The sequence below is a fragment of the Ferrovibrio sp. GW821-FHT12E11 genome (assembly GCF_058806975.1).
Map to the genome: position 1 here is coordinate 1,491,298 of NZ_JBXAQG010000001.1, position 13,198 is coordinate 1,504,495.

The 13,198-nt window shown below is 62.7% G+C and carries 8 protein-coding genes; all 8 read left to right on the forward strand.

Going from position 1 to position 13,198, the window contains the following annotated elements; translation table 11 throughout:
* Positions 1-4,066 (forward strand): response regulator (locus AC1ROT_RS07345; RefSeq protein ID WP_492998095.1); only part of this gene is annotated, 4,066 nt, incomplete at its 5' end.
* Positions 4,067-4,117: 51 nt separating this feature from the next.
* On the forward strand, positions 4,118-6,160 hold the full coding sequence (locus AC1ROT_RS07350; protein ID WP_492998097.1) for a response regulator: 2,043 nt from the start codon (positions 4,118-4,120) through the stop codon (positions 6,158-6,160).
* Between the two features lie 131 nt (positions 6,161-6,291).
* Positions 6,292-7,197, forward strand: a complete 906-nt coding sequence (locus AC1ROT_RS07355; RefSeq protein WP_492969336.1) for a LysR family transcriptional regulator — start codon at positions 6,292-6,294, stop codon at positions 7,195-7,197.
* A gap of 107 nt (positions 7,198-7,304) precedes the next feature.
* Positions 7,305-8,339, forward strand: a complete 1,035-nt coding sequence (locus tag AC1ROT_RS07360) for an isopenicillin N synthase family dioxygenase (RefSeq protein WP_492998098.1) — start codon at positions 7,305-7,307, stop codon at positions 8,337-8,339.
* Positions 8,336-9,463 (forward strand): cyanuric acid amidohydrolase, encoded by a 1,128-nt coding sequence (atzD, locus tag AC1ROT_RS07365; RefSeq protein ID WP_492998100.1) that lies wholly within the window; start codon positions 8,336-8,338, stop codon positions 9,461-9,463. Before AC1ROT_RS07360 ends, atzD begins: the two co-directional genes overlap by 4 nt.
* 93 nt (positions 9,464-9,556) lie before the next feature.
* The gene (locus AC1ROT_RS07370) at positions 9,557-10,594 is read left to right on the forward strand and encodes a BMP family protein (RefSeq protein WP_492969333.1); all 1,038 of its coding nucleotides are present in this window, start codon (positions 9,557-9,559) and stop codon (positions 10,592-10,594) included.
* A gap of 10 nt (positions 10,595-10,604) precedes the next feature.
* The gene (locus AC1ROT_RS07375; RefSeq protein WP_492998102.1) at positions 10,605-12,137 is read left to right on the forward strand and encodes an ABC transporter ATP-binding protein; all 1,533 of its coding nucleotides are present in this window, start codon (positions 10,605-10,607) and stop codon (positions 12,135-12,137) included.
* Entirely contained in the window at positions 12,134-13,198 is a 1,065-nt protein-coding gene (locus tag AC1ROT_RS07380; RefSeq protein ID WP_492998104.1) for an ABC transporter permease, read from the forward strand. The genes AC1ROT_RS07375 and AC1ROT_RS07380 overlap by 4 nt, the downstream gene beginning before the upstream one ends.

Here is a 13,198-nt window from a genome sequence, read left to right on the forward strand (position 1 = left end):
GGTCACCACCGCGGTGGCGAAGGGCGATCTGTCCAAAAAGATCACCGTGGACGTGAAGGGCGAAATCCTTCAGCTCAAAGACACCATCAACACCATGGTGGACCAGCTCAACTCGTTTGCTTCGGAAGTGACCCGCGTGGCCCGCGAAGTCGGCACCGAGGGCAAGCTCGGCGGTCAGGCCAAGGTGAAGGGCGTGGGCGGCACCTGGAAGGACCTCACCGACAACGTCAATTTGATGGCGGCCAACCTGACCGGCCAGGTGCGTAACATCGCAGACGTGACGACGGCCGTGGCCAACGGCGATCTGTCCAAAAAGATTACTGTGGACGTGAAGGGCGAAATCCTAGAACTGAAGAACACCATCAATACCATGGTGGATCAGCTCAACTCGTTTGCCTCGGAAGTGACCCGCGTGGCGCGCGAGGTCGGCACCGAAGGCAATCTGGGGGGCCAGGCTCGTGTGGAAGGCGTCGCCGGTACCTGGAAAGACCTTACCGACAACGTCAATCTGATGGCCGCCAACCTGACCGGCCAGGTGCGCAACATCGCCGAAGTGACCACGGCTGTCGCTACGGGCGATCTGTCCAAAAAGATCACCGTGGACGTGAAGGGCGAAATCCTCCAGCTCAAGAACACCATCAATACCATGGTGGACCAGCTCAACTCGTTTGCTTCGGAAGTGACCCGCGTGGCCCGCGAAGTCGGCACCGAGGGCAAGCTCGGTGGCCAGGCGCAGGTGGAAGGTGTCGATGGCACCTGGAAGGACCTCACCGACAATGTCAACATGATGGCCGCCAATCTGACCGGTCAGGTGCGCGGCATCGCCGAAGTTGTGACTGCCGTGGCCCAGGGCAACCTGACCCGCAAGCTGGAGGTGGAAACGAAGGGCGAAATCGCTGCCCTCGCCGACACCATCAACTTCATGATCGAGACGCTCGCCACCTTCGCCGATCAGGTGACCAACGTGGCGCGCGAAGTGGGTATCGACGGCAAGCTGGGCGGCCAGGCCAAAGTACCTGGTGCGGCCGGCCTGTGGCGCGACCTGACTGATAACGTCAACCAGCTTGCCGCCAACCTGACCACCCAGGTGCGCGCCATCGCAGAGGTGGCGACCGCCGTGACGAAGGGCGACCTGACACGCTCGATCACCGTGGAAGCCCTCGGTGAAGTCGCGGTTCTGAAAGACAACATCAACGAAATGATCCGAAATCTTAAGGACACGACCCTTAAGAACACCGAGCAGGATTGGCTGAAGACCAATCTGGCCCGCTTCTCGCGCATGTTGCAGGGCGAACGAGACCTCAACACGGTCACCAACCTGATCTTGTCCGAACTCGCACCGCTGGTGAATGCCCAATATGCCGTGGTCTACGTCACCAATCATGATGACGATGGTGTCAACCTGGATCTCGTTGCGTCCTATGCCGCCGAGCGACAGGCCATTCTGGCACCGAAAATCCGCTTGCGCGAAGGCCTGATCGGCCAGTGCGCCGCCGACAAGCGCCGCATGCTTCTAACCACGGCGCCGGAGCACTATCTCCGCATCGGTTCGGCTTTGGGCGACGCACCGCCCGCCAACATCCTGGTTCTGCCCGTACTCTTCGAAGGCGAGGTGAATGCGGTCATCGAACTGGCCAGTTTCAGCAGCTTCAGCGATACCCACCAGCTCTTCCTCGATCAGCTCATGGAAAGCATTGGCATCGTTCTGAACACCATCGCCGCCACCATGCGCACAGAGGGCCTGCTGCAGCAATCCCAGCTGCTGACCCGCGAACTGCAGAGCCAGCAGGAAGAGTTGAAGACAACGAATGACCGCTTGGAGTTGCAGGCGAAGTCGCTGCGGGAATCGGAAGAGCTGCTCAAGAACCAGCAGGACGAATTGCGTCGCACCAACGAGGAACTGCAGGAAAAAGCCGTCCTGCTTTCGAACGAGAAAAAGCAGGTCGAAGCCAAGAATATCGAAATCGAGATGGCGCGCAGCGCGGTGGAAGAAAAAGCCGAGCAGCTTGCCCTGACCTCAAAGTACAAGTCGGAATTCCTGGCAAACATGTCGCACGAACTGCGCACGCCGCTGAACAGCCTGCTGATCCTCAGCAAGTTGCTGTCCGACAATCCGGACGGCAACCTGACCGAGAAGCAGACCGATTTCTGCCGCACCATTCATGCCGCCGGCTCCGATCTTCTGTCCCTGATCAACGACATTCTGGACCTGTCAAAGATCGAATCCGGCACGGTTACTCTCGATGTCAGTGACCTGCCCCTGGAAAATCTGCGGATTCATATGGAGCGTACCTTTACGCAGATCGCCAACGACAGGAAGCTCGCCTTCAACATCAAGTTCGAGAATCTTCCCACTACAGTCCGCACCGATGAAAAGCGCCTGCAGCAGATCGTCATGAATCTGCTGTCGAATGCCTTCAAGTTCACGCACGAAGGCAGCGTCACGCTGGAAGCGAAGGTCGCCCCGCATAACTGGGCCGTCACCCACAAGCGGGGCACCGCGAGCAACACGGCGCTCGCCATCTCGGTCACAGACACCGGCATTGGTATCCCGGAGGAGAAGCAGCGCCTGATCTTCGAAGCGTTCCAGCAGGCCGATGGCACCACAAGCCGAAAATACGGCGGCACAGGCCTGGGGCTTTCCATCAGCCGCGAGATCGCCCGCCTTCTCAATGGCGAAATCCAGGTGGCCAGCACGCCGGGCACGGGAAGCACGTTCACCTTGTTCCTGCCGATGGATTTCGAGCCAGCCCTCGAACAGCCCGCGCTCAGTCGCTCGCCGGCACGCTATATAAACAGCGGCGCCGAAGCTGGCCTTGCTTTGCTGGCCCCGATCGAAATCAGCGACGATCGCGACCAGATCAAGCCAGGCGACCCTGTCGTGCTGATCGTGGAAGACGACCACAGCTTCGCTTCGATCCTGCTCGATGTTGTCCGCGAGAAAGGCGCCAAAGGCATCGTTGCCACGGCGGGAGCCGGTGTACTGACACTGGCCAAGCGGTATCAGCCCAGCGCCATCACGCTTGATGTTGGCCTCCCCGATATGGATGGCCTCGCCCTGCTCGATCTTCTTAAACGCGAGCCCACCACGCGCCACATCCCGGTACATGTCATTTCGGGCGATGAGCTGCAGGCCAGCGGCCTGTCGCTCGGGGCCTACGGTTTCACCGGCAAGCCAGCCGACCGTGATACGCTGCTGGCCGCGCTGGACAAGATCAGTCATTACTCCAAGTACGGCACCCGGGCGCTTCTGCTGTTCGATCAGGATGCCGCTCATGCAGAAGCGACAGCAAAGATGGTGCAGACCGGCGATATCGACGTCACTGTCGCTGCATCGAAGGCAGGCTTCGCTGCCTGCCTGGAGACTATGACCCCGGATTGCATTGTGGTGGATATCGGCTCCTATGACGACGAAACCACAGCGCTTGTGCAGCAGTATCGCACGCTTCACACGCAAGACCGCATGCCAGTGATCGTCTATTCGGACCAACCCCTGCCCGCCTCTGGCCAGGCCCAGCAGAAAGGCAATGACGCCCTTCTGCTGGAGGCCAAGAGCAAAGGCGAGCTGCTGGAAGAAACCTCTCTGTTCCTGCATCAGACTCTCAGCAGCATGACCGCGGATCAGCGCCATCTGCTCGGCCAGGTGCACCAGAAGGATCCGACACTGCGCGGCAAAAAAATCCTGATCGTCGATGACGACATCCGCAATATCTTCTCGCTCACCAGCGTCCTTGAACAGCACGAGGTCCAGGTAATCTATGCAGAAAACGGCCGGGACGGTGTGCAGACGCTGCTGGACCATCCGGATATCGACGTTGCACTGATCGATATCATGATGCCGGACATGGACGGGTATCAGACCATGGGCGTCATCCGCCAGCATGAACAGCTGCGTGGCCTGCCGCTCATTGCCGTGACCGCCAAGGCCATGAAAGGCGATCGCCAGAAGTGCATCCAGGCGGGTGCATCCGATTATATTTCCAAGCCTGTCGATGTTGATCACTTGGTTTCCCTGATCCGCGTCTGGATCCGGCGCAGCCAGATTCATGTCCTGGCCGGCGAATGACCCGGTGACATGATGCACGAGCAAGCAAGCATTCAGGTCGCACCCCCGGGCATGGGCCAGGCAGACACGGAGCCCGGCGCTGCGGCCTTCGACAAGGCCCGGATTCTGATCGTCGACGATGACGAGCGCAATCTCACTGCGCTGCAGGTCATCCTGGACGAATTAGGTGAGGAACTGGTTTTCGCCCGCTCGGGCGAGGAGGCGCTGCGTTATCTCCTGCACAACGATTGCGCCCTGATCCTGATGGACGTTCTGATGCCAGGTATGGATGGCTATGAAACAGCCGGCCTGGTGCGCAATCGTGAACGGTCCCGCCACATACCGATCATCTTCCTGACCGCCGTCAGCCGCAATGAAGTCCACGAATTCAAGGGCTACACGGCCGGCGCCGTCGATTACGTCTTCAAGCCGATCGAACCCTTCATTCTGCGCTCGAAGGTGTCTGTCTTTGTTGATCTCTACAAGAAAACCCGCGAGATCAGCCGCAAGGCGGAACAAGAGCGGCGCCTGCTGCAGGCCAACCTGCAGGCCAATGCCAGCCGTGAGGCCGCCGAAACCGCACTGCAGCGGGCGGAGGAATGGCAGGCGCTGATCCTGCGTTCCCTGCCGATTGCACTATACTCGACGACGGCCGACCGCGCGTTCATGGCACCGTTGCGCATCAGCGAAACCGTGCAGAGGCCATCGGGCTTTCCATCGGCGCGTTTCCTGGAGCCCGGATTCTGGTTCGACCGCATTCATCCCGATGACCAGCCGTTGGTGCGTCAACAGTTCGAGCAGCTGTCGGAGACCGGAACCTGCGTGACCGAATACCGCTGGCTCTGTGCCGATGGCGCATCGCGATACTTCCTCAATCATGCCGTTTATGTTGCGCGCGGTGACGGTGCACCGTCCGAGATCGTGGGCAGTTTGCTTGACGTTTCCGAACGCCGGATGCTCGAACAGCAGGTCGTGCACGGGCAGAAGATGGACTCGCTCGGCCGCCTCACCGGCGGCATTGCCCATGACTTCAACAACATGCTGACGGTGGTGATCTCCAGTCTGGACCGGATGCGCCGGATTGCGGACTCCGAGGGCCCGTTCTTGCGCAATATCGACCTGGCGCTGAACGGCGCCCTGCGGTGCGCAGACCTGACCAAGCGGCTTCTGTCTTTCGCCCGCCACCAGGCACTGGATCCGCGCCCCCTGGACCTCAATGACCTGCTCGGCGACGCGGAAGTCATACTCCGCCGGTTGATCGGCGACACGATATTCCTCGATGTCATGCGCGGCAACGATCTATGGGCCGTCTATGCCGATCCCATCCAGATGGAAGCGGCCCTGATAAATCTGGTGGTCAATTCGCGTGATGCCATGCCTGAGGGCGGGCATCTGACCGTGGAAACCCGCAATGTCGTGGTCAAGGCAGCCGCAGGCGGTGACATTCCGACTGGCGACTATGTTTCACTGAGCGTTATTGATACGGGAATCGGTATTCCGCCGGCCCATATGGACAAGGTTTTCGAGCCCTTCTTCACGGCGAAGGAAGATGGCAAGGGCACCGGCCTGGGCCTCAGTATCATCTATGGTTTTGTCCAACAGTCCGGCGGACATATCAGGCTCAACAGTGCCGTCGGCAAGGGCACGACGATCCAGATTCTTCTGCCCCGCCTGCATCAGACCCCACATTCTCTCGTGCAAGGGACAGCAGCGATCGACCCGACCGATATGCCGAAGGCGCTGGCCGGCGAGCGCATTCTGCTTGCCGAGGACGATCCCGGTGTCCGCACCGCCGTGTCCGCTTTCCTGCGGGACCTTGGCTATGCCGTGCTAGAAGTCGGCAACGGCGAGGAAGCCATCGCAACCCTGAAGGAGCAAAGCGATGTAACCCTGCTGTTCTCCGATGTTGCCATGCCCGGCACGCTGAACGGTTACCAGCTGGCGGCCGAGGTGGCTGCCCTGCGCCCCAGCCTCTCCATTCTGCTGACCTCCGCGAATGCCGGGGGAGTCACGGCCGGGGCCGAGCGAGCATCCGAATGGCGCCTGCTGCAGAAGCCCTATCGGAATGCCGATCTGGCTGCGGCCATCCGGCAGTCAATCCGCGTAAAACCCTGATCGCCCCCCCTACCCTAATGCCCGGACCGGCATGACCGCCTTCTCTGGTGGCTGCCAGACCTATTTTGCTGCGTTCAGCGAGCCGGAACGGATAGTTTAGAGGGATCGCATCCTGTCCGGCCGTGCAGCATATGAAACAGCAATCCCGTCCCCGCGCCTTTGCCTATTTCGAAGCGGTCGCCCGCGTCGGCTCGATCCGCAAGGCCGCGGCGGCGCTCAACATCGCCTCCTCCGCCGTCAATCACCATGTGCTGGACCTTGAGAAAAGCCTCGGCGTGGCATTGTTCGAGCGACAGGCACGCGGCGTCCGGCTGACCAGCGCCGGCGAACTCCTGCTCGCGCATATCCGCCGCACCGCCCATGATTTCGACCTGACTCGCTCTCAGATCGAGGAACTGCGCGGTTTGCGTCGTGGCCATATCCATCTCGCCATCATCGAGGCGGTTGCCGACGTCGTGGCTGAGCAGATTGCCGCCTTCCAGGCCAGCCATCCCCGCGTCACCTTCACCGTTGACGTCGTGGGCAGTCAGCAGGTGGTGTCCGCCATTGCTCGGGAGGAAGCCCATATCGGCTATGCCTTCAACCCGCCCGCCGACCGCAGCTTCGCCGTGGTTGCCGATGTGCCCCAGGCCCTGCAGGCCCTGATGGCACGGCGGCATCCGCTGACCGGCCGCGACAAGCTTCGGCTGAGCGACTGCCTGCCCTATCCGATACTGATGGGCGACGAAAGCCTGGGTGGTCGCCGCCTGCTCGATACGGCGACGGAAGGATCGTCACTGTCCCTGCGGCCCGTGATCACCGGCAACTCGGTGGCGGTGATGCAGACAGTAGCGGCGCGCAGCCAGGCCATCTGCTTCCAGATCGAGATTGGCGCCCGCAGCGGCGCTGGCCTGGTGGCCATTCCGCTGATTGACCGCGCCTTGCGCGGACGACTGGTGATCGGCATCGGGCGCAACCGTCAGCTGCCAGTAGCCGCCGCCGTTTTCCTGGAAAACCTGAAAACCGATCTGGCGGCCCGCCAGCGCCGCAAAGCCTGATCCGAAGCGCTCTTAAAAACAGATCAGTCTGCTCTGAAAACGCTGCTTGTCGGCATCACTCGTGCCCGGCTTACTGAATGCCGTTGCGGGTCTTGCGGGGGCATGTCATGGCAGTTCTGGATTACGTACCGCTGATCGACATCACGCCGTTTCGCCTGGGCGATGCCGCCGCCCGCCGCCAGGTTGCCGCCGAGATCGACCGCGCCTGCCGCGAGATCGGCTTTTTCATCATCACCGGTCATGGCGTTGCAGAAGCCGATCTCGATGCGATGCGTGGTATTTCCCGCAGCTTCTTCACCCAGCCGCTGGCCGACAAGCTGAAGATCGCGCCGCCGCGCGGGCAGAAGGGCATCCGCGGCTTCCGCGCCGTGGGCGATGAAAGCCTGTCTTACTCCCTGGGCGAAGCCGCTCCGCCGGACCTGAAGGAGACCTTCCGCATCGGCCATGTGGAGCCGGGCCTGGATGCCTATGCCGAACGCGCCAGAGCCAGCTACTACGCTCCCAACCTGTGGCCGCAGCGCCCTGTCGACTTCCGCTCAACCTGGACCCGGTATTACCGGCAGATGGAGCAGCTTGCTGCGCTGCTGATGGAGAGTTTTGCCGTGGCGCTTGACCTGCCCGAGACGTTCTTCGCCAACAAGATCGACCGTCATATCAGTCATCTGCAGGCCAATCTTTATCCGGCGCAGCCCGACGAGCCATTGCCCGGCCAGCTGCGTGCTGGCGCCCATACCGACTATGGCAGCCTGACCATCCTGCTGCAGGAGAACATTGCCGGTGGCCTGCAGGTCCGAACTGCCAGAGGTGACTGGGTCGATGTGCGCACCGCGCCAAACGATTTCGTCATCAATATCGGCGACCTGATGGCGATGTGGACCAACGACCGCTGGGTATCCACCATGCATCGGGTTGCCAATCCGCCGCGGGATCTCGCCTCGGACCAGACGCGCCGCATGTCGCTGGTCTTCTTCCATCAGCCAAACTATGACGCCGAAGTCGCCTGCCTGCCGACCTGTCAGGACGCCGGTACCCCGGCGAAATACCGGCCGACCACATCCGGTGATCACCTGCTCGGCAAGATCGGCAAGGCCAATGTCATGGGACGTGAAAGCGAAATCGCCAAAGTTCCGGTGCATGTATGAACGCGCTCAGCAATACCGCTTTCGAATGCTGCGTCACCCGCGTGGCCATGCAGCATCCGGGCGACATGAGCGGAATCGAGGCACTGTTTAATAGCGGTGCGGTGGCACCGGAGGCCGTAGTCGCCATCCTGGGTAAGACCGAGGGCAATGGCTGCGTCAACGATTTCACCCGCGCCTACGCGGTTTTCGCACTGCAGGTGATGCTGGCTCGCCGGCTCGAATCCACGCCTGAAGAAGTCGGCGAACGCGTCGCCATGGTGATGTCGGGCGGCACCGAAGGCGGCCTGTCGCCGCATTACATCGTGTTTTCCGTGCAATCGGCCCAGCGACCCTCCGCTGGACAGAAGGCCATGGCCATCGGCACGGCGTTCACGCGTAGTTTCCTGCCTGAGGAAATCGGCCGTATGGCGCAGGTGCAGGCCACGGCCGATGCCGTGACGCAAGCCATGCAGCAGGCCGGTATAACGGCCGTCGACGACGTGCATTACGTGCAGGTGAAATGTCCCTTGCTGACCTCGGAACGCATGGCCGAGGCGCATGCACGCGGCCAGGATGTGGCCACCGAAGATACTTATGCCTCGATGGGCCTGTCCCGCGGTGCATCCGCGCTCGGCGTGGCGCTGGCGCTCGGCGAAGTCGATGCCGCCAAACTGCATGATGCCGCCATCGGTCAGGACCTGACACTTTGGTCTGGCCGTGCCAGCGCATCCGCGGGTGTCGAATTGACCCGCAATGAAGTGATTGTCATGGGCAACAGCGAGGCCTGGGCCGGCGACAGCATCATCGCCCATGCCGTGATGGAAGACGGCATCGACTTTCCCGCAGTCGGCCGCGCCCTGCGCGCCGCGGGACTCTCCATTGACGGGCAATTGCCCGAAAGCGAGGCAGGCCGCCTATGCGCTGTGCTGGCAAAAGCCGAGCCGGCCCGCAGCGGCCGTATTCGCGGCAATCGCCATATCATGTGGGACGACAGCGATATCAACGCCACGCGGCATGCCCGCGCGCTGGTCGGCGGCGTGGTCGCAGCCGCCATCGGCCGCACCGACCTGTTCATTTCCGGCGGTGCCGAACATCAGGGCCCCGATGGCGGCGGTCCGATCGCCGTGATCGCGCGGCGCGCCTGATGCTTCTGGCTCGGTTATTGCACCAGATACCGCTGCAATGACGCAGCGGCAGACTCCCCAGCAACGGCTGCCGAACCAAAGGAGGTTCTTGCCATGGTCAATACGCAACAACACATGGGCGTGAAACGTCATCTGAAACTTGCCGGGCTTGCGGTTGCCGCAGCCGGCCTTGCTTTCGCGATCCAGCCTGCTGCCGCCCAGACCAAGGTCGCCATGCTGCTGCCTGGCAGCATCAACGACCAGAGCTGGAACGCTCAGGGCTATGCCGGCCTGATGAAGATGAAAGATAGCGGATATCAGACCGCCTACTCGGAAAACGTGCCGGCGGCTGACCATGTCGAGGCGATGCGTGATTATGCGCGCCAGGGCTACAAGATCGTGATCGGCCATTCCGGCCGCTTCCTGTCGGCGGCCCAGCGCGTTGGCCCTGAATTCCCCGAAGTCCAGTTCGTCGCCGGCGCCGGTGGCGGCGGCCAGGGCAAGAACGTGATGTCGATCGATTACGACAACACGCATTTCGGCTGCCAGCTCGGCGTCCTGGGCGCGCGAATGACCAAGACTGGCAAGATCGCCGGCGTCTATGCCTTGGAAGGCCTGCCCAACATGGTGGCACAGGTCGGCGCCTATCGCCTCTGCGCCAAGCGCATCAAGCCCGATATCGAGGTTTCGATCATCTACATCAAGGATATCGAGGATGCCGCGGCCGCCAAGGAAGCCGCCTTCTCGTTGATTGCAGGCGGTGCCGATGTGGTGGCCGGCAAGCTCAATGCCGCGCAGGCCGGCCTGATCCAGGCCGCCAAGGAGAAGAATGTCTTCACCACCGGACGGTCCTTCGGCCATACCGCCATTGCACCCGAGAACGTGATCACCAACGTGGTCGAGAAATGGGCCGACATGTATGCCGCGACGGCAGACGCGGTGAAGGCCGGCAAGCTGTCGGGCGATCTGGTCATGTATGGCTACAACACGCCGGCCACCAGCGGCGCCGCCCTGCAGCAGACGCCGGAGCGCGCCTATCACCCGGCCGTACCAGCCGCCGTGGTGGCCGAACTCGATACCTACAAGAAGATGTTCGCCACCGGCGAGATGAAGCTGGCGCCGACCAAGGATGACGCCCGCGGCGGCAAGTAATAGTCGCGCTATGAAGCCGCTCCTGGACATGCACGGGATCGTCAAGACCTACGGTCCCGTGCGTGCCAATGACGGCATTTCCCTGACAGTTCCCCCGGGCGCCATCCTTGGATTGCTCGGGGAGAACGGTTCCGGCAAGAGCACATTGATGAAGGTGCTGTTCGGCATGGTGAAGCCCGATGCCGGAAGCATTCTGTTCAAAGGCAAGGAGTTGTCGGACCATGCGCCGGGCGATGCCATCGCCGCCGGCATCGGTATGATCCACCAGCATTTCATGCTGATCGAGGCGATGACGGTTACCGAGAATATCATGCTCGGCTGGCCGGCCGCCGGCCGTTGGTTGCGGCGCGATGCCATTCATGCCCTGCTGAAGGAAACCAGCGCGCGTTACGGCCTCGATCTCGACCCCGACGCCATGGTGGCCGACCTGCCGCTGGGGCGACGGCAGCGCGTCGAGATTCTCAAGGCGCTACTGCGTGGCGCCGATCTCCTGGTGCTCGATGAACCCACATCCAATCTCAGCCCTCCCGAAGTTTCCGCCCTTCTGCAGATCATGCAGCGCCTGCGCAACGAGGGAAAATCGATCATCTTCATCTCGCACAAGCTCGGCGAAGTGATGGAGGTCTGCGACGATATCGTGGTGCTGCGCGACGGCAAGGTGGCCGGTCGCACCACGGCTGCCGGCACTGACCGCGACACACTGGCCCGCATGATGGTTGGCCGCGACATCGCCGCGCCGCTGCAACGCCGGCCGTCTGCCGCTGCCACAACCCTGCTGAGCCTCAATGGCATCGCCACCGCGGCGGGCCAGGGCGTCGCGTTGCGGAATATCGACATCGATGTGGCCGCCGGTGAAATCCTGGCCATCGCCGGGGTCGACGGCAACGGCCAGCTGGAACTGGCCGAAGCGATCGCCGGCCTGCGTCGCCTGACGGCCGGCCGTATCCTTCTGGACGGCGCCGATCTCAGCCAGGCCGGTATTGCCGCGCGCGTGGCCGCCGGCATTGCCTATATGCCGGCCGACCGGGCCCAGACCAGCCTGGTGCAGGGCATGAGCATTGCCGAGAATCTGATGCTGCGCGATTCCGCACGGACCCCGTTTTCGCGCGGGCCATGGCTCAGCCGCGCCGGTCTGGCCGCTGCCGCCGCGCGGCTGGTCTCCGCTTTCGATATTCGCACGCCGAGTGCGGACCTGCAGGCCCGGCAACTGTCGGGCGGCAACCAGCAGAAGATCGTCGTCGCCCGCGAGATCGATCGCGGCCCGCGCCTGCTGATTGCCCACCAGCCGACCTGGGGCCTCGATCCCGGCGCCACGCGCTTTGTCATGGACAGCATCCTGGCCCTGCGCGACAGCGGGGCGGCCGTGATCTACATCTCCTCCGAACTCGACGAGGTGCTGTCGATCGGCGACCGCATCGGCGTGCTGTTCGATGGCCGTCTGGTCGGCGTGGTGCCGCGCGAGGCCGTGGATGTCGGTCGCATCGGCCTGATGATGGCTGGCAGCCTGGGGGATGCGTCAGGCCCGGTCGGGCAGGCGGCATGAGCGAAACCGCCGCCCCTGTCGCCAAACGCCCGGTCTGGCGCATCCAGATTCCGGCCTCGCTGAGCCGCGCCGCGCTGGCGGTGCTGCTGGCGCTCGCCTGCACCGGACTTCTGATCATGTTTTCCGGCAAGGACCCACTCACGGCCTTTCGCGCCATGCTGAACGGCGCATTTGGCTCGTTCGATCGCATTGCCGTCGGCTTTAACAAGGCGACGCCCTATATTCTCACCGGACTGGGCGTTGCGCTGTGCTTCCGCGCCAAGATCATCAATATCGGCGGCGAAGGCCAGATCGCCATCGGCGGGCTCTGCGCCAGCTGGGTCGGCATCATGCTGCCGCTTGGCCATCCCGTGCTGGCGATCGGTTCGGCGCTGCTGGCCAGCATTCTCGGCGGCATGGCCTGGGCCGGCCTCGCTGCCGCCATTCATGTCGGCCGCCGCGTGCATGAAGTTCTGGTCACGCTGCTGCTGAATTTCGTCGCCCTGCTGATCGTCGGCGCGGCCCTGCATGGCAGCCTGGGCGAGGATGGCGCCGGCTTCCCGCAATCCCCGCTGCTGCCAGCCGATTACTGGCTGCCCAAACTGTTGCAGGGAACGCAGCTGCATTACGGCATCCTGATCGCGGCGGTGATCGCCGTGCTGTCCCATGTCTTTCTCTGGCATACCCGCTACGGCTTCGGGCTGCGTGTGTTCGGCAGCAGCCGGCCCGCCGCGCTCTATGCCGGCTTCTCGCCAACTGCCAGCACCTTCACCGTCATGCTGCTGGCTGGCGGACTGGCTGGCCTTGCCGGTGGCATTGAAGTGCTCGGGATCCACTACCGCCTGATCGAAGGCTTCTCGCATGGATTCGGCTTCAATGCCGTGGCCATCGCCCTGCTCGGCGCGCTCAACCCGCTGGCGGTCGTGCCGGCCGGACTGTTCTTCGGTTTTCTGGAAACCGGTGCCCTGGCGATGCAGCGGCAGGTCGGCGTGCCGTCGTCGCTGGTCACCGTGATCCAGGGGCTCACCATGCTGTTCGTGCTGGCCGCCATGGCGTCGGCCGGCCGCAAACCGAAAGCCTGA